The sequence below is a fragment of the Bacillus sp. CH30_1T genome (assembly GCF_008364765.1).
Taxonomy (GTDB): Bacteria; Bacillota; Bacilli; order Bacillales; family Bacillaceae_B; genus Rossellomorea.
In genome coordinates this window covers 275127-301516 of record NZ_VTUY01000004.1, presented here as the reverse complement: position 1 = coordinate 301516, position 26390 = coordinate 275127, and the positions used below count along the sequence as shown (strand labels likewise).

Here is a 26390-nt window from a genome sequence, read left to right as displayed (position 1 = left end):
GCAGAGGCAATATTCATTGTCTATTTTGTGAATGCTCTGCTTCCCATCCAACATTAAAGGCTCCCAGACTTACAGCGTATGCACCTTTATCTGGAAAAATAGGGGTGTAGGATAACATATCTTGAAATTGTGAAAGGTCCTCTTTTAAAGCAGGATTTGATTTCAACGTACTTCCAATAAACACGAAATGCTCTAACTTATTTGCTTGAGACGCTTGAGATGCAAGTAGAATAATGGTTTCTGCTATCATATTCGATAGAGCCCGCAGTTTGTCTGTTTTCTTAAAAGATGAATCCCCTTTAGCAAAATTAGCAGCTGTCAAATGTTCAGGCACTGGAGAATTCATTGCCTCATAAATGTCTCTCACTGATAAATCAACTAGTTCTCGTTTGCCTTCTTTTGATAATCGTACCAGCTCGTGATAGTCAGATTCTCCAGTTAGTAAACCTCCCAATCCCATAAAGGTTCCTCCCCCTAATCCACTACCAAGTAATCTTTCACATCCGTTTTCATCAACCTTAAAAAAAGACGTCCCTGTACCTATATTTATGAGGATGAACTGTTTCAGGTCACTTTTTTCCTCTTTAAGGAGAAGTTTAGCTCCACTGCATACCGCTTCGAATTCTCCAACAATACGTGCTTGAGGAAAGGTTTCTCCCCACTTCTCTGCTTTTCCTCCCGTTATATAAAGCTTATGATTTTGGGCCAGGATTGTAAGCCACTGCAGCACACTCTCTTGCTGCTCACTAGAAAAGGTTTTAAAATGAAGCCCGCCATTTTCCTCATACACGATCTTGGTTAACGTTCCACCAGCATCGACCCCGATCACACTCATTCTTCCCGTTCCTGCATTTTTTTCTTAGAAAATAAATAGTGCAGGGTAAAACCATGAACGACCATTATCGTAAGGAAAGCAAGAAAATAATAGAAAACACCTATGACACCATCTGAAGTATCCTCTGTAATGAGCCACCATACCGATGCAAAAAGAAGAAATAAAAATTGAAGAGCGACTCCCTCCAAGAATGGTTTTTTATAGGTATTGAAATCCAACAGTCTCTTCCAGCTCCATCCAATTGCAACTACGGCAGATACTAACAATAATAATATGTAAATACTTATTTTCATCAATGATGCCTCCATTCAAATTATTACTATTTCCATGGTATTCAATTGATCTGGAAAATAAAAGAGAAAATGGGAAAAACACCAATTTATTTTGGTGTTTTTCCGCCTTAATCTTATTCCAAGCTTTTGTGATCGTAACGATATGCGTTGAAATGAGTGATATCCACCTTTACTTTCACTTTGTCTAATGAATTGCCTGTTAAATAAAATGAAGGCTGTTCTTCAAGCTTCCTAAACTTTGGTGGATGGTACCTATACCATTTTTCACCTACATTCAGTAAATCCACTTGTTTGTCCAGCCCAATGTTATACACTTTTTCAATTTCATTTTCCAAAGACTTTTCCAGTGTACTTTTCACTTCTTTATATGGAGCCTCCTGTAATTTTTCAATTAGCTCTGCTTTCACGCTGACTTCAAGTGAAAATGTGGGAAAATCACCTTTTTCTTTCTTATATTTTATTTTAGGCTACTTCGTCAAAAGTTTAAATGTAGTCCAGGATTTTTTATCAATACTTATATTTGGGATGAATGCTGTGCCCATCGGTTCATAGTATCCCCTTAAGAAATGCATTAAACTATAAGCCTAAGCAAGAAATTGAAATTCCGTCATGCTTCCGCTTTGAGAGGATATGACCTCTAATCTGGCGTCGATTCTCTCTTTTAACTCTGGAACGTGTGAAATCAACCCTACTAGTCGGCCACTGCTTTGAATGTCCATCAGTGCTTCAATTGCATGGTCCAGAGATTCCGGGTCCAGTGTTCCAAATCCTTCATCAATAAACATTGTTTCAAGTGAGACGCCACCTGCATACTGCTGCACGACATCTGCAAGTCCGAGGGCCAATGCTAACGATGCCTTGAAGCTCTCCCCTCCGGATAACGTTTTAACGTGTCGTTCCTGACCTGTGTACTGATCAAATATGAGAAGCTCTAAACCACTCTGGACGTTTCCTTTGCTTCTATCCGTTTTTCGAATCAGCTGATATCGCCCGGACGTCATTTTGATTAATCGTTCATTTGCCACTTGAAGAATATCTTCGAGGAATGATGCAAGCACATATCTTTCAAATGTTATGCGATTTGCATTTTGCCCCCGGGCCACTTCTGCCAGATGCCCGACCATTTGATATCTGGATTCTAAATGCTTTATTCCTTCATTAATGGATGTCACCCTTGCAAGAATAAGCTTATTCTCTTTCGTATTTGTCATGATTTTATTAAGTTTATCATTTACAAGCTTAAGTTCCTCGGTAACACGAGATATGTTTTCTTCAATGCTTTTCACATCAGGCTTATGTTTATCCTGTAAATGCTTTTCGATGTCATGTAGACGATCGGAAACGGAACGCAGGTCTTCACCATACGTCTTCACTTTTTCTTGAAGACCCAGGATTTCTGCTTCAGACTTTTTAGCTTCCTGGAATGCTTTATAGTTTGAAAAACCTTGTTCTGTAAGAAGCGTAAGAAATGCTTCACGTTCTGTTTTCAACTCTGCATTAACTTTTTCAATATGGGTGTCATTGTCACTCACTTGTGACTCTTTTACGCTATACATGTTCTCAAGCTCATAGTATTGCTTCTGGGCACGCTCGTATGCCGTCTTCAATTCTTCTCTTTTTTGCTTCTGCTCTTTTAACACTTTGTTAAATTGATCTTTTGATCGGAGCTCATAAGGAATATCTTCCTTCACTTTTTGAAGGGTAGTATCCTTCGTAAGGAACAGAGTGTTCAGCCCCTGTAGCTTGTCTAGATTTTTCAATCTTGAGCCGTCCAGTTCTTCTAGCTTTTCCCTTCCTTTTCTTACTTCTTCCCTCATTACCTTTGATTGTTCGACTTCACTTTTCTTTTCAGCCATTGTACTTTTCAAGGCTTCAATCTCTGATTTCACTTGAGATAGAGTATCATCTATTTCGTTCCGATTAAAGTCGCTTTTCTTTTCACGAATTTTTCGAACGAAATCGTCTATCTGTTCCTGAATACCCTGCATTTTTGTTTCCTCTTGAGCGATCGCAAGGCTCATCCTTTTCTCTTTCTGGTTGAGTTCCTCCTGCTTTTCCTTCGCCACTTTCAAATCTTCCTGAGAGGGTAACGAATCAACACTGGCGGCTGGGTGAGGATGATGCTCTGAGCCACAAACGGGGCAAGGAGCGTGGTCAACCAGCCCTTTTGCGAGGTGTGCAGCTTGAGCAGAGTGCCACTTTTCTTCCAAATGAGCCAGAGTTTCTGACGCATCCAACCTTTGTCTCTGAAGGTGACGATACTGTTCTTTTAATTTTTGCTCTTGAATATAGACAATTTGAAATTTTTGATCCAACTTCTCTATTTCATTTACCTGTTCTAAAAAGGATTGATTCTCTTGCAAAGATTTTTCAAATTGAAATAAATCTGCTTGACCATTTTCGCCTTCTTCAAGTCGATTCTCCCTGGATTTTATACCTTCTTGTAAAAATGAAATCTGCTCTGTCAGTTTTTGGACGATGTCTTGCTGTTGCTCATATCTTTCTCTCATTTCTTTAGTATCTTTCATCAACATATCCAGAGAATCTATATCTTTTTCCATTTCTTCAAGTTGAGTGATTTTCTTTGAAATGTCGTCTCTGAGATTTTCGTTATTTTTTTCTTCCTTGAATGTTTCTTTAGCTGATATAAGCTTTTCTGAAATTTCATTCTTTTCTTCTATAAGTTGAGCTAATTGACCCTTCAGTTCCTTCAAGTTTCGATTAAGTTTATGGCAATACTCATCTTGTGGAACTAAACGGGAGGCTCGCTGGGCTAATAAAATGCCCCTATCGATTGATTCGATTTCAGGCTTTAATTTTAAAAGGGATTCTTTCTCAGCTCTTAGTTTTTCTTGAAGTTCGTACTGATTGACCAATCCTTCTGCCTCTTGAAGCTGCTTTTTGAGGGCATCTCTTTTTTCCTGCACACTTTCATAGTTAAGCTGCACTTCTTTCTCCCTTATTTCCATGCTTTCTATGTGAGCAGGGAGAAGTTGAAGAATATGGTGGTCTCTCAATGGATTTTCTAATAATAGTGAATGAAGCTCTTCATTTTCTTCAAAATGAATTTTAAGTAATTCCCTTATTCGTTCTTCCATAGAGGATTCTACCGACTTTTTTAAATCGTCTGCCTCAGATTTCAGTTTTTCCTGGATGGTCTTATAAAGCTCTGTATGGAATAGACGTTGCAGGATAAGCTCCTTATCTTTACTGTCTGAAGTTAAGAGCTTTCGAAACTCTCCTTGAGGAATCATAAGAATCTGCCTGAATTGATTGGCATCTAGTTGAATTAACCCTTTGATTTTCTCATCCACGTCTCTGACGTTAGCCGCTAGTAGCTGTTCTTTCCCATCTTTATCATATACGTATAATTCAGACCGGGCATTGATGGTTGTGTAGCCTTCTCCTCTTGCTTTCTTTTTGTCCTGCTGAGGAGAGCGCCAAATACGATACGATCTGCCTCTTAAACTGAATGTAAGCTCTACCTCCGTAATAACATCATTACTTGCAAATTGACTTCTCAGTTCAGTCGGACTGCGATCTTCACCGCTTGCTTTACCGTAAATGGCATAGGAAATTCCATCAAAGATAGTCGTCTTCCCTGACCCTGTCTTCCCTGATATCACGAACATTGTGCGGTTCCCCAACGAACGAAAATCAATCGTTTCTCTGCCTGCATAGGGTCCAAAGGCTTGCATCACTAATTGAAGAGGCTTCATACTTGATCGACCTCCTTTCTGGCTTTATCAATAACGTTCTTAAGGATTTCTTCCTTTTCATTGGTAAATTCACCTGTGGTCATATCTCCGTAGAATTCTTTAAACATATCCAGTTCCGACCTTTTCTTATCCTCCAATACTTTGAAAGTATTTTTCTTTTTGGCATCAGTGAGATCCATTTTCCTTTCCAGATGTAAGACGTTCGGATAGACTTGTCGCAATTGATTTATGGGATCGATTAACGTACCTTCATCATGTAACGTGATCTTTAGATAGTCATCGACTTTCTGGGATTGATAGAATGCAGGGTCCAGAAGCTCTTCCATCAGTCCCTGGAGTTCTCTCATATCTTGCTTCGGCTTTAGCACTTCTTCCCGCAAACGGAAGGATCCATCCCCATCCATCTCTACGATGCTCACTGACTTTCGCTGACTCGCTTCAGAAAATGAGTATTTTAATAGAGACCCTGAATATCGAATTGTTTCATGCTTTATAGCATCTGGACTATGAAGATGACCCAGTGCTGAATAATGGAAGGACTTAAACACATCTGCACCGACACAGCCAGATCCCCCAACAGAAAGGGTTCGCTCTGAATCTGTGGTTTTCCCTCCCAGCACAAACGCATGACCAACAAAAACATGCGGCTCATCTGGTTTCATTTTCTCTTCGATTCTCTTCACAATGGCCTCCATCGCAGCATGATGGGAGTTAATCGAATCGTCTTCTAGTATTTGTCTGACATTACCAGGTTCAGCATAAGGAACGCAGTGGAAATGAACCCCTTTAATTGTGATTGGAGTAAAGTCATTTGTCAGTTTTCCTTTTAAGTGAAATTGACTGTGCTTGTACCATGATGAACCGAATGATAGTCGTTCCGCACTATCATGATTTCCAGAAACAGCTACAATCGGTGTCTTTAATTCTACGTTAATTCGGTATAAAACTTCGTCCAACAACTCTACAGCTTCTGTAGGAGGAACGGATCGGTCATAAAGATCACCTGCAATGACAACTGCATCAGGTTCTTCCTTTTTCACAAGTTCAATAAACTCCTCTAATATGTATCGTTGTTCTTCTGTCATATATATGCCATGAACCAATTTACCTAAATGCCAATCGGCGGTGTGAATGAATTTCATCACTGTTGTCTCCTCTCCGGTCAATGAGTATCTCCTTAAATTATATCAAACTATGAAGTTATACGTGAAAGGAAATGTCTTTCCAAGGAACATTTGTTCTCACTTTAACCTATACCTTAATGGATTTCCAAAAACAAGAAAGAGGCTGGGACAAAACTAAAAAACCACGATAAAAAGACAAACAATAGAAGTGTAGGTTCTTCATACCGCTAATGATTTCCGTGCAAGACTACGCTTTCCGCGGGTAGCCCGTGAGCCTCCTCGGCAAGCCTGCGGGGTCTCACATAAGCTACTTTCCCGCAGGAGTCTTCGTCTTGCACTCCAATCAACCGCTGGAAACAGCTAAAATCAAATGATTCGAAAATAAATAATAGACCCGAACAATTCTGCACACTAAGAAGCAGGTTTGTTCGGGTTTGACTTAGGATAAAAAACTTTTGTCCCAGCCTCTTCTATTATTCTTTTAACTGCTGTGGCAGTGTTTGGATCGATGTAATCACGGCATCCAGCTTCGTCTCAATACGATACAGGAGATACATTGTGACAACTATCGGAAACCCCACCTCAGACACAAAAGCGATAATGGTCTCCATCCCTTTCCCTCCTCTCGACTTTAATATAGGAAATTTATAAGGAAAAGGTTACGTATTGTTTATCGAAAAAAAGCGAATCCAGAAGGTTCTGGATTCGCTTTTTTTGATTACCCGTTTAAATCACTGATTAAGCTTGAGCTTACTAACCCAGCTTCATCAAGAATTTCTTTGATTTGGATTTCTGCTTCGTTTAATTTTTCATTGGCTGCCGTTAAATCTGTTTCGCCTTCTTTAGAGAGTGCTTCAGCTTTCATATTATATGATTCTGTCAAGGTCGATTGGAATGATTCCACCGCATCTTTATGATCACCAAGACTTCCTGGAATCTCCATGCCTTCTACTGCTTTAGCAGAATCAGTTGCAGATGCTGCAGCAGCCTCCTTCATTTTTTCCAACTCTTCTCCTGCAGGAGGCTCTTCTCCTGCAATCGCTTTTTCATATCCATTAAGATCAATATCAACACCATTGACGGTTGTTGTTAAATTCAAATAAAAATCCATTAAATCTCCAGCAACATTTGCGTTTTCTTCCTTCGCATTTGTTGTTTCCTCTTTTTTAGCTTCATCAGAACCTGAATCGGAGCATCCAACCAGTGCTAATGATAGACCCAGACCTAAAAACCATACTTTTTTCATACTTGTTTTCCCCTCTCTGTCTCATTCAACATGTTCAAGTATAGAAGGTAAGCAATTCCTATAGGAAATCGCTTACTTCAATTTATGATAAGCCGGCAAAAAGTATCTTATCACGGGGAGAATCGACTGGTAAAGAAGAATTTTCTAATTTCTCCAAAGTTTAAATCTTATAAATTTTTCAAATATATAGCTTGTTTACTATCTGATTATCACACTTTACACACAGGCCAATGGTACCTATAGATTCTAAAAACATTTGAACAAGTTTTTCTTCCATGGTATAACATATATATACTTATTTTCGGGGCTGATTGTAGAGCTGGTGCATGCCTAGGTCTTCAAAACCTCTTGGGAGGCGCGTGCCGTCTCCGCTGGGTTCGATTCCCAGGCAGTCCCGCCATATCTTCACACATGAAAGAGCCCTTATGATCGTTCCATAAGGGCTCTTATTTCATTGGTTTTGTAAGGTTTCCCTCCTTTTTCTCTCTGAAGCTTGAACAGCTTCAAACATGATATGGAAGGTGGTTCCTTCTCCCTGCTCGCTTTGCACCCTGATATCCGCTCCATGATCACGAAGAATTCTCAAACATATGGTGAGGCCTAAGCCCGTGCCCTTCGTCTTCGTTGTGAAGAAAGGCTCCCCGAGTTTATCCAGCGTTTCATTTTTCATGCCTACTCCCTCATCTTTGAAGGTTAATTGAACCTTGTTATAAGAGGTCAAGTCTGCACTTATCGTAATCGTTCCTCCATGAGGCATCGCTTCTATGGCGTTTTTAAGTAAGTTAATAAATACTTGCTTTAGCTGATTTTCATCTCCACGAATATGGAGCTCCCTTTCATGAAAATCGGTTTGGATTTCAATATTATATAAAATGGCATTCGTATTTAATAATTTCGCAACATGATCAAGGGTCTCAATAATATTGATTCGTCTATATGTAACGGATTGCGGCTTTGCGAGAATCAATAATTCGCTGAGCACAAGTTCAATCCTCTTAATTTCAGAAAAGACAATTCCTAAGTATTCCTTCGTCTTCTCATCGGCATCATCTCTTAATAACTGTAAGAAACCGTTGATCGACGTTAGGGGATTACGTACCTCATGTGCAATTCCGGCTGCTAATTGCCCGGCGACTGATAGTTTTTGAGATTCTATGGCTAACGTTTCATTCATTTCAATCAATTCTTCTTCATTATGTACTCTTTCGGTAATGTCTGAGATGGTTCCTACCGTTCCAAGAAGTTCACCGTATTCATTGTAGTTTAACTTAACATTCACTTCACCCCAACGAAACTGACCATCCCTCTTCTGATAAGAGAAGTCCATTTTCATTTTCTCCTTTTTCATGCTTATACTTTGTCTTATCATTCGAAGGATTTCATGACGTTCATGTAGGGATATAAAATGAAGTGCATTCTTATGTAAACTTTCTTTAACCGTATACCCCGTGAAGTCTTCCCAGGATTGATTCAGAAATTGAAACTCTCCTTTGGAATTGGTATGAAAGACAACTTCATCGATGCTCTGAAGCACATGCTGCATTTCTTCATTTAGAAGCTTCACTCTCTCCTCACTCTTTCGCAGGGCAGCTAAAGTTTTATAGCTTGTGTCATAATTTTTCCCCATATAGTAGCTAATGAAGAGAATTAATAGAGTGAACACCAAATCCACTTTCAAATCCACTGGATAATGCAGAACAAAGTAATAAATAAAATCCCATGTCAAGACTAGTAAAAGTCCAATGAGCACTGATACTATTCTCCCTCTATATATCATCCTGTGAGCCCCCTATCCATCCAAGCACGAGAATCGAAATAGAAAGAATTTTCGCGATATTTGTTATTTAATAGTATATCATTTCTAATTAAGAACAGTATAGACTTCTTTTGTAAAAACAGCGATATTCTTGTCACAAGCTTTTCCCTTGTCTATAATGAATACGATACATACGCTTTTTGAAAAATTGAGGTGAAAGCATGCTTGAAGGTTGGTTCTTATATTTCATACTGTTTTGGGTCGTATTTTTAGTGGCTTCATTTGCTATTGGTGGATTCTTTATGTTCAGGAAATTCTTAAAGAGATTTCCTAAAGAGGATGGAAAATCCGATTTGGACTGGGAAGAGCATTATGTGAATGAAACCATCCATTTATGGGGTGATGAGGAAAAGAAAATGCTCAATGAGTTGGTCACACCCGTACCCGAATTATTTAGAGACGTAGCGAAGCAAAAAATTGCAGGTAAAATTGGAGAATTGGCTTTAAAAGACAGAGCCTCTTCCATTACTCAGGAATTAGTCATAAGAGGGTATATCCTGGCGACTCCGAAACGGGATCATAAGTTTCTTCGAAAAAAACTAAACGAAATGCAAATAGATGTAACCCCTTACGAACATTTATTCTAGGTGACAGGAAGGAAAAAGGATGGGATCGATACTAATTATTCCGATTGTGCTATATTTAATTTTTATCATAGGTGCGGCATTTCTATTTTACAAATGGAAGAAAGCAAAAAAAAGGTAAACGATAGTCGTTTACCTTTTTATATGATTAATCAATGGGATCCTCTGCCTTTCCGTATCTAATGACGTCAAGTATTGCTTGTCCATCACTTGGTTTCCCCTCTCCATTCCGAAACGGAAACAATGAAAAGAATATAAAATAAACGGAGAAATACACAAATTGATAGAAAAAGATGTGAACAGGAATGACCCCTTCAAATATCAGGAAGTTAATGGCTAAAATTGCAAACAGGTTAAATAAACTCCCAGACATATAAATAAACACATGAACCCACACCTTGTTATACTTCAATTCTGTATATTGACACCAACCTTCCATAAAATACATTCTCTTCACTTCCAATGGACCAATGCTCATTAAATGCTTTCCGGTTCCAATGCAAAATTTTATCTTTGCACCAAATATGCGAGCGACGAAGATATGACCTGCCTCGTGGACGATGGTGACCAATGGCAATGTTAAAAAGAATGCAAGGAAGAACGTCCAAATATCTGCCAGCGTAAACAATACTTATCCCACCAATATCTCTTGTGATTTTCTTCATCTCTCTCTTTGCCCTAAATGATTCAACCCTAAGCATATTGGTTTGCTTTGTAAAGAAATCGTAATCTTATGTGAAGAAATTTACAAAAAAAAAGCAGCGTGATAGGAATCACCCTGCTTTTTTTCCTTAGGAATTAAATTGAATTCGTTGTTACGTCTTGTTGCTCCTGGTGCAGCTTTCTATACTGAAGATACATGGTGATTCTCCACGGGACAATCATACCAAAGGCAAGAATCCAAAACATTCCACTAAGTTCACCATAATCAATCGATGCACTAAGAATGGACTTGGCGAGAATTCGTATTAATAGGAGTCCTATCAAAATAAACGCGAACGCTTTAGACCGTTTTAAATAAATATCATTATCACGAATTTCGAATTTGGAAGTCTTAATCAACAATATAGAAAAGATCATTCCTACGGTAATCGCTTCTAGAAATTCTCCTAAAGTGACTCGAAAAACAGGAAATAAGAACATTAACGCCCCTGTACTCATAAACAAAGGAGGTAAGATAATCTTCTTGCTGCTAACAGGCTTTTTCTGAGCCTTCATTCTAATAAATATCACCATAAAACCCATGCAAATCGCAACAATGGATGAAGCAATCATCATAAACCATCATCAACCTTTTATTTTCTACTTTCATACCTTCCCTATTATAGCCCAAATGAAAGAAAAACGAAAACACAAAAAAGAGAGATTAAATAGTCCTTAACCTCTCTTTCGATTTTATCATCCTAATACTCTTTTGATGGCTTCCTCTACCCGTACTTCGTCAAAGGGTTTCACAATAAAGTCCTTTGCTCCCGCTTCAATGGCTTCCACCACTACCTTTTGCTGTCCCATAGCTGAACACATGATTACTTTAGCTTGGGGGAACTCGGATAAAATTCTCCTAACCGCTTCTATTCCATCTAGTTCAGGCATCGTGATATCCATTGTCACAAGATCGGGCTGAAGCTCACGATACTGTTCTACGGCTATAAGTCCATTCTCTGCTTCTCCTATGACTTCGTGACCGCCAGAGGAAAGCATGCTTCCAAGTGTCATTCTCATAAATTTCGCATCATCCACTACAAGTATCGTTGCCACAGATGTTTCCTCCTCGTATACGCTACCCGGTGTCTATTGTTGAATATTATTTCCTGTTTCATCCATTTTAACTATACCATAAAACGTAATGAACTGTATATTCAATTCTATTACATTGTTGGTTTAAAACCCAGTGAACCCTCCAAATACAGAAGTAAGGTAAGCTAGAATGACAGTCATCCAATCAAAGAACAGCATGACCCCTACCACAATCATCACATACCCTCCTACCTTTACAATCTTCCCACTGTTTTTTCTGATCCATTGCATTCTTCCGATAAAGAATGACAGAATGAAAAACGGAATGGCAAATCCTAATACGTAAGCTGTCATATACATAACGCCCGAACCTGGATTAGAGGCGGCAAGGGCCAGAACGGAAGCAAGAATCGGTCCGGTACATGGTGTCCAACCGGCCGCGAATGCCATTCCGATTAATACGGAGCCAAAAAAGCCTGCCGGTCTATTCTTGAATTCAATGCGACGGTCCTTCATCAATGTTTCAGGGGTAAATACTCCGACGACTACCAATCCAAATACGACAATGAAGATAGCCCCAAGCTGACGAATGAGATCTTTATAATCCAAAAAGAAGTTTCCGATAAGGGAAGTGCCGAAACCGATTGCTATAAAGATTGCCGAGAAACCGACTAAGAAAAATAACGTATGTAATAAACTTCTTCTTTGAAGCATCGCATTATCCGTTTTGAGCTCATTAACACTCATTCCTGTTATATAAGAAAGAAAAGCGGGATATAATGGAAGGCAGCATGGAGAGATGAAGCTTAGGAAACCAGCCCCAAATGCTAAGAAAATATTAATATCAGACATTTTTACAACTCCTACATTTCAGTATATATCTCTATTCTATCAAACAAAACCGGTTTCTATGAGGAATGTTTGTGTGAAAGATTTGTGACCATTATATTACATGCACATTTTACTTTTTCAAATGTGTTAAACTCTCTTTTCTTTTTATAAAAACCAATAATTTTGCTTTGAAAAACAGTTCGATTTTCGTTATACTAATAAAAAGTTACAGTTATTACTAGTTTTGTATTCCCTTTGTAAGGAAATACAAAAGAAAGGAAACAGCCGTGTCTAAAAAAGAGCTTCTCGAACGAATTGAAAAAAAGCGTGCTCAATTAATTGATATTGTTGCTGAAAATGGACTCACGTCACCTCAAGCTATTCAATTTAGTCAGGAACTTGATCGTCTGTTAAATAGCTACAACTCCCTATACATAAAAAAATGCTCACCTCAAATAAGCTAAAGCATTATTGATTACAATTATACTATTCTAATATAAATATTAACGATCAAAAGGCAGACTCTTCATCTATATGGTCTGCCTTTTATACGTTTAAGAACCAGATACGGCATCTTCTATGCCATCTGCTAAACCATTTTGTAGAAGATACATTTTATGATAAATGCCTTTTTGAACAAGTAATTCCTGATGACTTCCTCTCTCTACAATCTCTCCTTGATGAAGGACCAGGATCAGGTCTGCATCTTGAATGGTAGAAAGCCTGTGAGCAATGGCAATCGTTGTTCTTCCTTTTCTCATCCTTGATAACGCCTCTTGAATAGCTTCTTCCGTTTCCGTATCGATGTTGGCCGTTGCTTCATCCAGGATAAGGATTTTCGGTCGGGTTGCGATGGTTCGCGCAAATGCGATTAATTGCCTTTGGCCACTCGAAAATGTTGATCCCCTTTCAACCACTGGATGCCTATATGCATCAGGTAGTTTTTCTATAAAAGTATTGGCTTGAACGAATGTGGCAGCTCCCTCCACTTCTATATCCGTCATCTCTTCTGAATGAAGCTTGATATTATCTCTGATCGTTCCGAAGAAGAGAAATGGATCCTGCAGGACAAGCCCCATTTTCCCACGGAGCTCTTCTACTGGATAAGACTTAATGTTTTGACCGTCTATTAGAATATTCCCACGTTCAAATTCATAGAACCTCATGAGTAAATTGATGATTGAGCTCTTACCACTTCCTGTGTGTCCTACTAGAGCAACTGTTTCTCCCGGGCTTGCAGTAAATGAAATATTCTTAAGTACATCTCTCTGCCCATCGTAAGAGAACGAAACATTGTCAAATGTTATTTCCCCTTCACTGATTGTGCCTTTCGAATGAATATCTACATTCTGTGCAGGAGAGAGTTCATTTTCATCCAGCAGCTTAAAGACACGGGAAGAGGCAATGATAGCCTGTTGAAACATGGATAGTCTCATCATGATTTGATTGACAGGCTCAAAGAATCGGTCCAGATAATTTACAAATGCATATAATACCCCTATCTCAATTGGTTGATTGAATGATGTCACGCCAAAATAACTTAACACAACTATCAAGGCAGCCACATACACCAGATCAATGGCGGGTCTTAATAATAATCCATCCACTTTAATATTTTTCATTCCTGCTAAATAATGTTTTTCATTAATATCGCCGAATTCTTCTCTTAGTCTTCTTTCCTGCCTGAAAACTTGAATGATGGGCATTCCCTGAAGAGACTCATTAAGCTTTGCATTAAGCTGACTCAATCTCTCACGCATATCCTGATAGAAGATGGCACTAAATTTGCGGTAAAGATTCATAATCATATAAATGAGCGGCAAAATAAATAAACAGAAGAAGGCAAGCCGTGTATTGAGTGCAAACATGGCGATAAAGATACCTGTTAATAGGAATGCTCCCTGAATGAAGGATACCAGCACACTCACAAACATATCTTTAATTGCTTCCGTATCATTGGTCACCCTGGAAACAATACTTCCTGCCGGGGTTTCATCGAAATACCTCATTCCTAAACCCTGTACCTTCGTAAAAACATCCACACGAAGCTGCTGAATGATTTTCAGGGCTATTTCCTGGAACTTCAATAATTGAAAGTAAGAGATCAATACATTTCCGATTTGTATGAATAAATAGGTCGCTCCCAATCCCACAAGTGGACCGTACGGAAACTCTCTTGGGGTTAAATAATCGTCTATAAAGACCTTGATGATGATTGGTCCAAAAACATCGCCGATCGTGGTCAACAACAATAACAAAAATGCAAATAAAATCGTTTTCTTATGCGGCTTTGTATATTTCATTAGGCGAAAAAAAATGTTTCGCTGCTCTTTCGCCGTTAAAGTCGGTATAGTATCCATATCTTATCCCCCAAACTCCACTATTTCTTCTAACTGTTGACGCAAATACATTTCCCGATACCACCCTTTTTTCTTCATCAGTTCATTATGAGTGCCTCTCTCCATAACCTTTCCTTCTTCAAGAACGATGATTAAGTCTGCATGTTGAATGGCACTTAATCGATGAGAAGTGATCATGGTCGTTTTTCCAGCTCTATTTTCCTTTAATGATGTCAAAATGGACTCCTCTGTCCTTGCATCAACAGCAGACAACGAGTCGTCAAGAATGAGTACCTCTGGATTCATTAACAGGGCTCTCGCAATCGAGATCCTTTGCTTTTGTCCACCAGACAAGGAAACGCCTCTTTCACCGACCACAGTACCGTATCCGTCACTGAAATGAATGATATCATCATGGATATGTGCAAGTGCAGCCGCCTCTTCCACTTTTTCTTTCGGGGTAAGAGGAAGAGTGAAAGCTATATTCTCAAGAATCGTGGCTGAAAAAAGAAAATGATCTTGAGGCACATATCCTATACTTTCACGTAAACGGGTTAATTTATATTCCTGGATCTTCTCCCCGCCGAACGTTATTTCGCCGTTATACCCTTCAAATTCCCTTAGTAATAATCTTAGTAAGGTTGTTTTACCTGCTCCAGTTTTCCCTACGATTCCTAACGTTTGACCTTTTCTTAAGGAAAAGTGAATATTCTCTAGAACATGCTCATCTTCATTTGGATAAGAAAAGGTCTCAATCTTATATTCTATATCTCCAGAAGGAACTCGATCCAGCGCTCTTTCGTGATCTTTAATGTCTACCCTTTCATTTAACACCAGAGATACACGGTCGTAAGACGCACGTCCTCTTTCTACAATATTGAATAACCAACCGAATGCGAGCATCGGCCAAATGAGAAGTCCCAGGTAGGTAGTAAAAGAGATTAATTCTCCTATTGTCAGTTCTCCACTCACGACAAATCTTGACCCAAATACAATGGATAGAAAGAAGGAAATTCCTACTATTATTGAAATGGTCGGATCGAAAAGGGAATCCACTTTTGCAACAGATATATTCTTTTGCACTACATCTTCGGATTGCTTTCGAAATGATTCGATATCCTCTTTCTCTTGTCCAAACGTCTTAAGAACCTTGATCCCCGTTACACTTTCCTGCGTTTTATCATTTAAGGATGAGAATGCTTCCTGTGCTTTATGAAAGCGTTTATGTAAAAGAGTACCATAAAAACTCGTCAGCATAGCCATGAACGGCATTGGGATCAAAGCAATAAGAGTAAGCTTCCAACTGATTGTAAAAGCCATGGCCAGTATTACGAATCCTCCTGTAGATATGGAGTCTACAAATGTTAATACTCCAACTCCTGCGGTTTGTTGAATTGCTTGAAGATCATTTGTGGCATGCGCCATCAAATCACCGACTCTTTTCTTTTGATAAAAGGAGGGCGACATCTTGGTAAAATGATGATACAAACGATTCCGGAGCAAGCGGGAAAGTTTGGTCGCCGAACCAAAAATCATGATCCTCCATACAAACCGAAGTCCGTACATTGATAGAGCCGTGGTGATGAGTATGAAAATCCACTTGAACATGTCTTCACGGGTCAATGAGCCCGCTTTAATACTGTCCACAATAATCCCTACAATCTTTGGTGGAATCAATTGAAGAAATGCAACAAATAAAAGCAGGATGGTTCCTGTGATATATGACTTTTTTTCTTGTAGAAAAAACCACTTTAAATCTAAAAAGACCTTCATTCTGTCTCCCCCGTATCTATAATAAATCGACTCTTTATTTTACCAAATTTCAAAAAAATGAGAAATCTTTTTTTGAAATAAGCTATATAAACACAACAATCTTTGCTAAAAAAGCTTTACGACAAGAGCCTTAATAAGCTTAATATACAAAAAGAACACCTCTTAATGTCTTAAGAGATGTTCTTATAGTTTACTAATGGATTTGAACAAATGGTTCTTGGTCCACTTCTTTTACAATGGTTGCTTTCAGACCCTTTGGTGTCTTCACATATAGGTAAACCGGCGTGTGAGGGAAGTAATCAACGATCTCGGGGCCAATCGCCTGAGAAAAGCCAATTAGTTCTGTTTCTTTCACCATACCTGTATGTACATCAATCACGAGTTTATTCAAGGTGTCCTTTTGGTATAAGGCTTTTCCGACAAATTCAATATCCTGGTGTGAAAAATATTTCGAAACATAATCTTCTAAATCACGTATCCGATTATGTAGATCTCGATCTTTCTCTTCCCCTTCATCACTAGGGAAGTAATAATATTTATCCGTAACATCATTCCATTTTTTTACAGTCTTATCATTTTCGTCAACATAACTGGAAGTAATATAGTTGCCGGACACTACGCTATTCAATGGTTGAAGTTTGTATAGGGATATCAGTATAGGGACATCTTTTAGTTCCTTATTGGATTTCACCCTACTGACAACGGTGTTAGCTATCTTTTTTCCGTATTCTTCTAACTGTTGGTCATCGATCTTTACCTCATCAAAATGCATGAGTTTATTTTCATCTTCTACGCGAATATAATCTACAGTATTCATAGAAAGACCGAGGGAAATCCCTTTTATTTTCCCTTCTGAGTCAACGTAGTTCTGTTCATGGATATAAGCGAGATACATGGGATTCTTTTTTTCAAGCTCCATTCGTTCTTCCCAGCCCATATCATCGGTAATCTCCAGAGTAGGATTAAGCCCTAATTTATTTGATTTAGACTTTCTTCCCAACCATGAATTTAGATCTTTAAGATATTGACCTTCCTGGTACACAAAATCCTCTGGTGAAAAATGCTCGGTGGATAATGACATGAGGCCTGTTTCGATTTCATCCATATCACTGCGGTTGTTAATCATCATCGTTATGAGACCACGATTGATTGATTTCTTCTCTTTATTCACTTTATAATTTAAATATTCGCGCGCTTCTCCAGCTGCACTATTTTGAATTTCAAGCGTTTCTTCATCCATCACTTCTTGAGGCTTATTGCTGCAACCAGCAACAATAATCATGAGAGACAGTGAAGCAATCATCCATTTTTTCATATGACTCCCTCCGGACTATATTCTATCATAAATTCAATTTTAATCTGAATGATAATCAGTAAGTTTTTTTGAATTGACTAAAATAATCATTTTAGCCTAAATTACGAAAGAACGGGTTATAAGCGCATTATCGTAAGTAGTATAGTCACAAATAGAAAAAGCACTCATCACCTGAGTGCTTCTATCTATTACTTCATGTTCTTATTCATTGCATTCATCATTTGATTGATTTTCTTTTGGGAAGGTTTTTGACCCATTTGCATCATCATCATGCGTAACATTTGCTCGTTAATTGGTGGATTTTTCTTAAGATAGCTCATCATATATTTACGAGCAATGAAAAATCCTAGTGCAACTCCAGCAAGTAATGCTAGAACTCCAACTAGAATAAGTAACCCAGTCGTTGACATACTCTTACTTCCTCCTTCATGTTGTCCTTATAAAAGTGTACTAAACCATGAAACATTATACAATATTTCTGTCATAATTTCTTATTAATATATAAATTTTCTTTGTTTTATCGGTTTTAACCACCCAAAACGTTCATTTTGGATATCAATCGCGAGCAGCTGGCCCATATTTCTGCGCAGGATTTCAAAAAAGACATATTCAGATTCATCGTGCCCCCAAGCATTGAGCGTCATCCATTTTTCATTGAGAACAAGTGTAGCACCTGAATCAATCCTTTCAATCGTTGCAACAGAATCAACCCAAGTCGCTCCTTCAATTTTAATGATCTCGTGCTGCAGGAGTCTTTGTGTAGGAAGGTATGGAATTGGCCTAGTAATGTAATTTACTTGTTTCGAGATGATATCGTGAAGCTCCCCTGAACTTGCTTCCCATTCGGAAAACAGCTGATAGAATATTCTTTCCCGACCATAATAGTGCTGAACAAACATTTCTTCAATCCAATAGATTTGATAGTTTCGCACCTTTACACCCTCCTACCTTTCTTTCATATAGTATAAATCAACTAGAAAGGAGTCATTGTCGGAAATTGTTGAAAATCTACACTAGTTTTGTCGAAGGGCAAGTTAACTCAAAATATCGGTGATTTTCTCAAGTTGTAATATTTAGGAAAAAAAGGTCGACTCCTTTAAGAGTATTAAGGAGTCGACCTTTCATGTCTTTAATTTATTACTGAATCAATGCTTTGATTCTTGAAACTACATTGTCTGATGTAAAGCCGTACTCTTCCATGACTCTTGCTCCAGGAGCAGATGCACCATATCCATCAATAGCTAAAATGTCGCCTTCGTCTCCTACATAGCGATCCCAACCCATTGGAGATCCCATTTCGATAGCAAGACGTTTTTTCACACTCTTAGGCAGAATAGATTCTTTGTATTCTTTTGATTGTTTCTCAAAGCGATCCCAAGATGGCATACTTACGACAGATACACTGATTCCCTCTTTTTCAAGTGCTTTTTGAGCGTCTACTGCTAAATGCACTTCAGAACCAGTTGCAATCAGTAAGGCATCAGGCTGTTCCTTGCCTGAAGCAGATACCACATATGCACCTCTGTTTACGCCGTTATATGCTTTATCTGCAGTACCTTTAAGAGTTGGGAGGTCCTGACGCGATAGAACTAACATCGTAGGCTGATCCTTAGACTCTAAGGATAATTTCCAGGCTGCAGCAACTTCATTTCCGTCACCAGGGCGGATGACAGAAAGGTTAGGCATGGCACGAAGCGAAGCGAGCTGTTCTACAGGTTCATGTGTAGGTCCATCTTCTCCGACGGCAATACTATCATGAGTGAATACATATGTCACAGGTAAGCCCATTAGAGCTGCTAAGCGGATAGCGGGTCTTAAATAGTCACTGAATACGAAGAATGTTCCTCCGAATACGTGCAGACCGCCGTGAAGAGCCATACCATTCATAGCTGCACCCATACCGAACTCACGAACACCGAACCAGATATTACGACCTTCATACGATTCATGAGTAAAGTCTGCTTCATCTTTAATCATCGTCTTGTTAGATCCGGCTAAGTCAGCTGATCCACCAATGAAGGAAGGAAGATTCTTTGCAATCGCATTTAACACTTCACCGGAGGAAGCTCTGCTTGCTAGTGCTTTTCCTTCTTCATATACCGGGATATCTTGATCCCATCCTTCTGGAAGACCGCCTTTGATTGCTGCTTCTAATTGGACAGCAAGCTTTGGATGCTCCTCTTTATATTTTATGAATAAGTCAGCCCAAGCTTCTTCTTTTTCAGAACCTTCTTGTTGGATTTTTTCCTCGAATCTGCTGTAAACTTCCTCAGGTACATGAAAATCCTGCTCAAAAGTCCATTGATAAGCTTCTTTCGTAAGCTTCATTTCGTCTTCACCAAGTGGAGCACCGTGCACAGCGGATTTCCCTGATTTATTTGGAGCTCCGTATCCGATGACTGTCTTAACTTCGATCATAGTTGGACGGCTAGTATCACCTTGAGCCTCTTCGATTGCTTTGGAAATTTCATCAAGGTCATTCCCGTCTTCAACACGAATATATTGCCAACCATAGGATTCAAAGCGGCCTTTCACACTTTCAGAGAAAGATTTGTCTAATTCTCCATCAAGTGAAATATCATTTGAATCATAGAGAACTACAAGTCGACCTAATTTCAAGTGAGCTGCTAATGATGCTGCTTCAGAGGCAACCCCCTCCATTAAGTCTCCATCTCCACAAATAGAATATGTAAAATGGTCTACCATATCGTATTGATCCTTATTGTATGTAGAAGCTAGGTGCCTTTCAGCTAATGCCATACCGACTGCCATACCGATTCCTTGGCCAAGTGGTCCAGTCGTAGCTTCAACACCTGGTGTATGTTTGTATTCCGGGTGACCCGGTGTTTTACTTCCCCATTGACGGAATTCTTTAAGATCTTCCATTGAAACGTCATAACCCGATAAATGAAGAAGGCTATATAATAGCATTGATCCATGACCAGCGGATAAAACGAAGCGATCCCGGTTAAACCACTCAGGATTTTTCGGATTATGATTCATGAATCTTGTCCAAAGTGCATACGCCATCGGAGCTGCTCCCATAGGCATTCCGGGGTGTCCAGAACCTGCTTTTTCAATTGCATCGATGGATAGTGTACGGATTGTATTAATTGCTAATTGATCTGTGTTATCAAACATATGTCAGACATCCTTCCTTTTAATGTACCTTATTAATATTAATCTTCTTTGATAGTTTATACAACTATCTTGAATGATAACATGACTTTATAGTCCTTGAAAATAAAAACCCTTATGAAAACATAAGGGGGGGGAATGAAAAAAACTGCCCGGTCCAAATAAAATAGACCGGACAGTTCATTAAATTAATGCATTTTCTTTTTAGTTTGTATATCCTGAATCTTCTTAGGCGTCACTTCATTACCTTCCGGATCAAAGATTCTGGTATTTTCAATGGTCCCTTTCATCGATTGACGAAACGTTTCCAGGTATTCTTTTCTCAACTTGGACTGCTCTTTTGCTTCTTGTTCGGTTAGTCCGCTACTTTTAGACTTCTTGGCAAGTTCATTGATTCGATTCATCTTTGTTTTTGAAAGCATCTATAAAAACTCCTTTATTGCATAATCAGCAAAATCTAATATACAACTAATAGTTAAGCTTAATACTATCGTCATGTTACTAGATTAAAGGAGATAAAACAAGAGTTACGCATTTTCCAACGAAGACATATATTCTTTAAAACGCCTATGTACGGTAGCTTTGGAGACATCATACCCAAACCCTCTTAAAGTGGCTGCAATTTCAGCAAATGTCAGTTCGTTCTTTCTTAACCTGACAATTTCCTCAACGGGTACTTCAATCCGCTCCCTTCCATCTGCATTCCCTTTATTTTTCAGATTTTTATGAGGTTGAAAACCATTTTCCACTGCCCTTTTCATCCCTCGTCTGATTTTTAAATTATGGAGTTTCCTTTGATACTCCTCAACCATGCTTACGATATTAATCACCATAGAATCTGATTCAGATAAGTGAAGCTCCCCACTATGTGTTTGACTGATGATCTTGACTTCCTCTTTTAATAAACAATGAATGAGAGCAATCTTGGCATTCCCTCTGCCAATTCTTGTTTCGTCCTGTATGAGAACAGCCCCAATCGACTCATCTTTAATCAAATCAAGAAGTTCAAGAACACCAGGGCGATCTAATTCAAAACCGCTCGCTTGATCTTTAATGATAGCAAACACTTCGTATTGGTGTTCTTTTGCTAATTTCGCTAATTCCTCTTCTTGACGTTCCAAAGATGTTTCCTGTGTATCTTTCTTTGTACTGACTCTGCAGTAAATTACTGCCTTCATCTTCTATCCCTCTATTCTTCGTTCATTACCAATTCATAGTCTGAATGGGTGGATAATGTTGGATTTTCTATAGGTAACACAAGTGATTCACCGGGTTTGATTGAGAAAGATGTGAGATTGTTTTCCTCTCCTACCCAAGCGATAAATTCTTCCACAGTCATAGAATATTCTTCATTGTACTGTTTGGCAATAGTCCAAAGTGTGTCCCCATCCTGAACGGTGATGCTTTGATATGACGGCTGGTTTGCCATAAATAATAGCAAATAGGCTGCAGATAAAAGCGCTAAAACAAATAATATTATAATGTAAGAGAAACGATTCCAAATGTGAGTTAACATAAAAATACCTCCATACGAATGTTTGTTCTGTTTTTGTTATATTTATTGTAATACGAACACTCGTTTGGAGTCAACAGAAATTCGAACTTATGTTTGTACCAGCTGGAAAGACATGCTATAATGGGAACATAAGATCTATAATAGAGGTGCGTGAACATGACAAAATTGTCTAAAAGACAGCAAGACATACTAGAATATATTAAAATTGCAGTAAGAGAAAAAGGGTATCCACCTTCCGTACGGGAAATCGGGGAAGCCGTTGGTCTTGCTTCTAGTTCTACCGTACACGGACATCTGGCCAGGTTAGAGAGCAAAGGTCTTATTCGCAGAGATCCCACAAAACCAAGAGCCATCGAAATCTTAAATCTTGAAGAGGATACGATTCCGCGTCAGCGGGTTGTGAACGTTCCTTTAATCGGTAAGGTTACAGCCGGTCAACCCATTACGGCTGTGGAGAATGTCGAGGAATTCTTCCCACTGCCTGAGCGTATGGCACCTTCAGATGAACAGGTCTTCATGCTGGAAATCATGGGTGACAGTATGATAGAAGCCGGGATCTTGGATGGGGATTTTGTTATCGTGCGTCAGCAGCAAACAGCAAATAATGGAGACATCGTCGTAGCGATGACAGAGGAAGATGAAGCGACTGTAAAACGCTTCTTTAAAGAAAAGGATTATGTTCGATTACAACCAGAGAATTCAACTATGGCTCCGATCATTTTACGAAATGTATCCATTTTAGGAAAAGTTGTCGGAGTTTATCGTCAAGTACATTAATATGTTTAAGCCGCTATTTATAATAGCGGCTTAATTTTATCTATACTTTTGAAGGTCCTAAAAAAAGCAGTGGGTGGTAGCATTTTCGCTACCACTCACTGCTTTTAATTAATAGCAATTTTCATGGATTAATACATTTGAATGTATTGCTCGCGCTCCCATGGATGAACTTGTGTGCGGAACATATCCCATTCGATCTCTTTCGCTTCTACGAAATGTTCGAAGATGTGTTCTCCAAGAGATTTAACGATTACTTCATTTGTTTTAAGGTTTTCTAATGCAGCGTGTAATGTTGCTGGAAGATCTACGATTCCCGCTTCTTCACGCTCTTTTTTGTCCATAACATAAATGTTACGGTCGATTGGCTTAGGAGCTGGAAGGTTATTTTTGATTCCATCTAATCCAGCTGCCAGTAATACAGCCATCGCCAGGTATGGGTTAGCTGCCGGGTCAACACTACGGACTTCAACACGTGTGCTTAATCCACGAGAAGCAGGGATACGGATTAACGGGCTGCGGTTACGAGCAGACCATGCAACATAACAAGGTGCTTCATATCCTGGTACTAAACGCTTGTATGAGTTTACAGTCGGATTCGTGATCGCTGTAAAGTCAGTTGCATGTTTAATGATACCTGCAAGGAATTGACGAGCAGTATCGCTTAATTGCAGATCTCCCTTTTCATCGAAGAAAGAGTTTTCCCCATTTTTGAATAGGGACATGTTACAGTGCATTCCTGATCCATTTACACCAAATAGAGGCTTAGGCATGAATGTTGCGTGTAATCCATGCTTACGTGCAATCGTTTTAACCACTAGTTTAAATGTTTGGATATCATCACATGCTCTTAATGCACTTGCATATTTAAAGTCGATCTCATGTTGACCAGGGGCAACTTCGTGGTGAGATGCTTCGATTTCAAAGCCCATTTCTTCTAGTTCTAATGCGATATCACGACGGCAGTTCTCACCTAAATCTGTAGGAGCTAAATCGAAATAGCCACCGTTATCGTTTAATTCTAATGTCGGCTCACCATTTACGTCTAATTTAAAAAGGAAGAATTCTGGCTCAGGTCCAAGATTGAAGTCAGTAAACCCTAGCTCTTCCATTTGACTTAAGATGCGCTTTAAATTGTTCCGCGGATCTCCTTCGAATGGAGTACCATCTGGATTGTAGATATCACAGATCAGTCGGGCTACTTTTCCTTTTTCAGCTGTCCATGGGAATACTAACCAAGTGTCTATATCAGGGAATAGGTACATATCTGATTCTTCAATTCGAACAAATCCTTCAATTGAAGATCCGTCAAACATCATCTTGTTATCTAATGCCTTCTCAAGCTGACTAAGAGGGATTTCTACGTTCTTAATCGTTCCCAGAATGTCAGTGAATTGCAGTCGGATGAACTTTACACCTTCTTCATTCGCTAATCTTAAAACATCTTCTCTAGTATACTTTGCCATTTACGTGTTTCCTCCTCAAGTTTATTAAAGGTTTTTATTTAATGAAAAAAGCGAGACATGTCACCTTGACGCAAAGATGCTTTAGTAAATCGACCGGAATGCATCAATTCATTTCGAAGTAATTTACGCAGCTCGTCATCGGATAAATCCTGTCGTGCTTTTTCTTCCTTTTCATTACTTACGTCAGATACTACTTTACTTTCATTATGACTGGATACCGCAAAAATCTTCCTAATCCCAGCCATGTTGATGCCTTGATCTAACAAATCCTTTACTTCCAATAACTTATCAATGTCATTCAAGGAAAAGAGCCTACGATTCCCCTCAGTACGTGCAGGGCTGATCAATTGGTGCTCTTCATAGTATCGAATCTGACGAGCTGTTAGGTCCGTGAGCTGCATGACAATACTAATTGGGAATAATGCCATCGTTCGACGAATTTCACTTCCGCTCATCTTGATTCCCCCTTTTGTTTTCCTTCTTGACTTTATTATATGTAATGTTAGGAGTTCTGTCAATCAAATGTTAGATTTTCTTACATAAGAATTCAGAAGAAAAGGATAGTCAGATTTAGACTATCCATTTACTACTTTATTATCCTTTAGTCACAGTGATTAAACCTTTTTCAATCAAATTATCTACTGCTGAGCAAACGGCAATTTTCACGTGGGCGTAAGTTAATCCCCCCTGAACATATGCCACATAAGGTGGTCTTATCGGACCGTCTGCAGATAATTCAATGCTGGAACCTTGAATGAATGTTCCTGCCGCCATTATGACATCATCCTCATAGCCGGGCATATAGTCCGGATATGGAGTAAAATGAGAATTTATAGGTGATGCAAACTGGATTGCCTGACAAAATGCGACCATCTTATCTCTGTCATCGAACTGCACAGACTGGATTAAATCTGTTCGCTTTGCATGGGGACTTGGATTTGTATTCATGCCAAGTTCCGTTAAGAACGCCGATGTGAAGACGGCCCCCTTTAATGATTGTGCCACCACATGGGGTGCCAAAAAGAAGCCTTGATACATTTCTTGCAAGCTATATAGAGATGCACCCGCCTCTGCCCCTATTCCAGGGGAGGTCATTCGATATGAACATGCGTCAACGTGTTCTTTCTTTCCTACAATGTAGCCCCCGGTTTTAGCAAGGCCCCCACCAGGATTTTTGATAAGGGAGCCTGCCATTAAGTCTGCTCCGACGTGGCAAGGCTCACTCTCTTCTACAAATTCTCCGTAGCAGTTGTCTACGAAGACGACCATTTCAGGGTTGATCTCTTTAACAAAATCAATCATTTCTTTGATTTCTTCTATAGTAAAGGAAGGTCGATTAGCATATCCTTTAGATCGCTGAATCCCCACCATTTTTGTTTTGGAAGAAATCGTTTTTGCAACCCCTTCAAAATCGACCTTTCCAGACTCAAGTAAATCTACACTTTGATAACCAATTTGAAAGTCTTTCAGTGACCCGGTTCCTCCCCCGCGAATCCCAACAATTTCTTCAAGTGTATCATAAGGTTTTCCCGTTATATACACTAGTTCATCCCCAGGTCTAAGTACACCAAATAAGGCGATGGAGATCGCATGAGTACCTGAAATAATCTGAGGTCGCACTAGTCCTGCTTCTCCTCCGAATACATCGGCATAAATACTTTCTAATGTGTCTCTTCCTGCATCGTCATACCCATAACCAGTTGAAGGTATGAAGTGAGAATCGCTTACACGGTGCTTTTGAAAAGATCTAAGCACACTGAACTGGTTATTTTCAGCTCGTTCTTCAATTTGATTGTGTATATCTTTAATGCTTGCTTCAACTTTTGTTACCAATGGTTTTAGAGTGTTTCCGTGCACTAATTGTTCAAACATGAGGTTTTTGTT

At 39.1% G+C, this 26390-nt stretch carries 27 protein-coding genes and 1 tRNA gene; 4 read left to right on the top strand and 24 right to left on the bottom strand.

Features of this window, described 5'->3' with window-relative positions; genetic code table 11:
* Nucleotides 1-13: 13 nt before the first annotated feature.
* The 7 genes from coaW to F0342_RS09070 form a co-directional block, all read right to left on the bottom strand.
* Nucleotides 14-835, bottom strand: coding sequence for a type II pantothenate kinase (gene coaW / locus F0342_RS09100; RefSeq protein ID WP_149155639.1), 822 nt, complete (start codon nt 833-835; stop codon nt 14-16).
* On the bottom strand, nt 832-1128 hold the full coding sequence (locus tag F0342_RS09095) for a hypothetical protein (RefSeq protein ID WP_149155638.1): 297 nt from the start codon (nt 1126-1128) through the stop codon (nt 832-834). Before F0342_RS09095 ends, coaW begins: the two co-directional genes overlap by 4 nt.
* A gap of 113 nt (nt 1129-1241) precedes the next feature.
* A complete protein-coding gene (locus F0342_RS09090) occupies nt 1242-1589 on the bottom strand; it encodes a Ger(x)C family spore germination C-terminal domain-containing protein (RefSeq protein ID WP_149155637.1) in 348 nt (115 codons plus the stop codon).
* 123 nt (nt 1590-1712) lie between these two features.
* The gene (locus F0342_RS09085) at nt 1713-4847 is read right to left on the bottom strand and encodes an AAA family ATPase (RefSeq protein WP_149155636.1); all 3135 of its coding nucleotides are present in this window, start codon (nt 4845-4847) and stop codon (nt 1713-1715) included.
* Entirely contained in the window at nt 4844-5989 is a 1146-nt protein-coding gene (locus F0342_RS09080; RefSeq protein ID WP_149155635.1) for an exonuclease SbcCD subunit D, read from the bottom strand. The genes F0342_RS09085 and F0342_RS09080 overlap by 4 nt, the downstream gene beginning before the upstream one ends.
* Nucleotides 5990-6444: 455 nt before the next feature.
* Nucleotides 6445-6582: a YvrJ family protein gene (locus F0342_RS09075; RefSeq protein WP_148969227.1), complete on the bottom strand. Its 138-nt coding sequence runs from the start codon at nt 6580-6582 to the stop codon at nt 6445-6447.
* 107 nt (nt 6583-6689) lie between these two features.
* Complete coding sequence (locus tag F0342_RS09070; protein ID WP_149155634.1) at nt 6690-7217, bottom strand: hypothetical protein; 528 nt, start codon at nt 7215-7217, stop codon at nt 6690-6692.
* Between the two features lie 303 nt (nt 7218-7520).
* Here F0342_RS09070 and F0342_RS09065 point away from each other — a divergent pair.
* Nucleotides 7521-7617: transfer RNA gene (locus F0342_RS09065), tRNA-Sec, on the top strand.
* 51 nt (nt 7618-7668) lie between these two features.
* On the opposite strand, the gene F0342_RS09060 is transcribed toward F0342_RS09065, so the two are convergent.
* Complete coding sequence (locus tag F0342_RS09060; protein WP_149155633.1) at nt 7669-8994, bottom strand: ATP-binding protein; 1326 nt, start codon at nt 8992-8994, stop codon at nt 7669-7671.
* A gap of 200 nt (nt 8995-9194) precedes the next feature.
* Here F0342_RS09060 and F0342_RS09055 point away from each other — a divergent pair, with 200 nt between their 5' ends.
* Nucleotides 9195-9620, top strand: a complete 426-nt coding sequence (locus F0342_RS09055) for a DUF2621 domain-containing protein (protein ID WP_149155632.1) — start codon at nt 9195-9197, stop codon at nt 9618-9620.
* 145 nt (nt 9621-9765) lie between these two features.
* On the opposite strand, the gene F0342_RS09050 is transcribed toward F0342_RS09055, so the two are convergent.
* From F0342_RS09050 to F0342_RS09035, 4 genes are all read right to left on the bottom strand, one after another.
* A complete protein-coding gene (locus tag F0342_RS09050) occupies nt 9766-10245 on the bottom strand; it encodes a site-2 protease family protein (protein ID WP_149155631.1) in 480 nt (159 codons plus the stop codon).
* Nucleotides 10246-10415: 170 nt separating this feature from the next.
* Entirely contained in the window at nt 10416-10895 is a 480-nt protein-coding gene (locus F0342_RS09045; RefSeq protein WP_149155630.1) for a CcdC family protein, read from the bottom strand.
* Between the two features lie 120 nt (nt 10896-11015).
* Nucleotides 11016-11375 (bottom strand): response regulator, encoded by a 360-nt coding sequence (locus tag F0342_RS09040; RefSeq protein ID WP_149155629.1) that lies wholly within the window; start codon nt 11373-11375, stop codon nt 11016-11018.
* Between the two features lie 123 nt (nt 11376-11498).
* Nucleotides 11499-12206 (bottom strand): cytochrome c biogenesis protein CcdA, encoded by a 708-nt coding sequence (locus F0342_RS09035; protein WP_149155628.1) that lies wholly within the window; start codon nt 12204-12206, stop codon nt 11499-11501.
* Between the two features lie 266 nt (nt 12207-12472).
* Here F0342_RS09035 and F0342_RS09030 point away from each other — a divergent pair, with 266 nt between their 5' ends.
* Nucleotides 12473-12649, top strand: coding sequence for an aspartyl-phosphate phosphatase Spo0E family protein (locus F0342_RS09030; RefSeq protein WP_149155627.1), 177 nt, complete (start codon nt 12473-12475; stop codon nt 12647-12649).
* Between the two features lie 90 nt (nt 12650-12739).
* Here the strand turns inward: F0342_RS09030 and F0342_RS09025 are convergent, their stop codons facing one another.
* The 9 genes from F0342_RS09025 to yneA all read right to left on the bottom strand — a co-directional run bounded on the left by F0342_RS09025 (nt 12740) and on the right by yneA (nt 22266).
* Nucleotides 12740-14545 (bottom strand): ABC transporter ATP-binding protein, encoded by a 1806-nt coding sequence (locus F0342_RS09025; protein ID WP_149155626.1) that lies wholly within the window; start codon nt 14543-14545, stop codon nt 12740-12742.
* A 3-nt stretch (nt 14546-14548) separates the two neighbouring features.
* Nucleotides 14549-16297: an ABC transporter transmembrane domain-containing protein gene (locus F0342_RS09020; protein WP_149155625.1), complete on the bottom strand. Its 1749-nt coding sequence runs from the start codon at nt 16295-16297 to the stop codon at nt 14549-14551.
* 193 nt (nt 16298-16490) lie between these two features.
* On the bottom strand, nt 16491-17612 hold the full coding sequence (locus F0342_RS09015) for a CamS family sex pheromone protein (RefSeq protein WP_149155624.1): 1122 nt from the start codon (nt 17610-17612) through the stop codon (nt 16491-16493).
* A 188-nt stretch (nt 17613-17800) separates the two neighbouring features.
* On the bottom strand, nt 17801-18022 hold the full coding sequence (locus tag F0342_RS09010; RefSeq protein ID WP_044337285.1) for a YneF family protein: 222 nt from the start codon (nt 18020-18022) through the stop codon (nt 17801-17803).
* An 84-nt stretch (nt 18023-18106) separates the two neighbouring features.
* Nucleotides 18107-18544, bottom strand: coding sequence for a sporulation inhibitor of replication protein SirA (gene sirA, locus F0342_RS09005; RefSeq protein ID WP_149155623.1), 438 nt, complete (start codon nt 18542-18544; stop codon nt 18107-18109).
* Nucleotides 18545-18749: 205 nt separating this feature from the next.
* Nucleotides 18750-20753, bottom strand: coding sequence for a transketolase (tkt, locus tag F0342_RS09000; RefSeq protein ID WP_149155622.1), 2004 nt, complete (start codon nt 20751-20753; stop codon nt 18750-18752).
* Nucleotides 20754-20938: 185 nt separating this feature from the next.
* Nucleotides 20939-21172 (bottom strand): DUF896 domain-containing protein, encoded by a 234-nt coding sequence (locus F0342_RS08995; protein WP_113968105.1) that lies wholly within the window; start codon nt 21170-21172, stop codon nt 20939-20941.
* 105 nt (nt 21173-21277) lie between these two features.
* Nucleotides 21278-21928: a YneB family resolvase-like protein gene (locus tag F0342_RS08990; RefSeq protein ID WP_149155621.1), complete on the bottom strand. Its 651-nt coding sequence runs from the start codon at nt 21926-21928 to the stop codon at nt 21278-21280.
* An 11-nt stretch (nt 21929-21939) separates the two neighbouring features.
* Nucleotides 21940-22266: a cell division suppressor protein YneA gene (gene yneA, locus F0342_RS08985; protein ID WP_149155620.1), complete on the bottom strand. Its 327-nt coding sequence runs from the start codon at nt 22264-22266 to the stop codon at nt 21940-21942.
* A 156-nt stretch (nt 22267-22422) separates the two neighbouring features.
* Here yneA and lexA point away from each other — a divergent pair, with 156 nt between their 5' ends.
* On the top strand, nt 22423-23043 hold the full coding sequence (gene lexA, locus F0342_RS08980; RefSeq protein WP_148969243.1) for a transcriptional repressor LexA: 621 nt from the start codon (nt 22423-22425) through the stop codon (nt 23041-23043).
* 128 nt (nt 23044-23171) lie between these two features.
* On the opposite strand, the gene glnA is transcribed toward lexA, so the two are convergent.
* The 3 genes from glnA to F0342_RS08965 form a co-directional block, all read right to left on the bottom strand.
* Nucleotides 23172-24506, bottom strand: coding sequence for a type I glutamate--ammonia ligase (gene glnA, locus F0342_RS08975; RefSeq protein WP_149155619.1), 1335 nt, complete (start codon nt 24504-24506; stop codon nt 23172-23174).
* A 38-nt stretch (nt 24507-24544) separates the two neighbouring features.
* Entirely contained in the window at nt 24545-24961 is a 417-nt protein-coding gene (locus F0342_RS08970; RefSeq protein ID WP_149155618.1) for a MerR family transcriptional regulator, read from the bottom strand.
* A 139-nt stretch (nt 24962-25100) separates the two neighbouring features.
* Nucleotides 25101-26378: a methionine gamma-lyase family protein gene (locus tag F0342_RS08965; RefSeq protein ID WP_149155617.1), complete on the bottom strand. Its 1278-nt coding sequence runs from the start codon at nt 26376-26378 to the stop codon at nt 25101-25103.
* Nucleotides 26379-26390 lie beyond the last annotated feature (12 nt).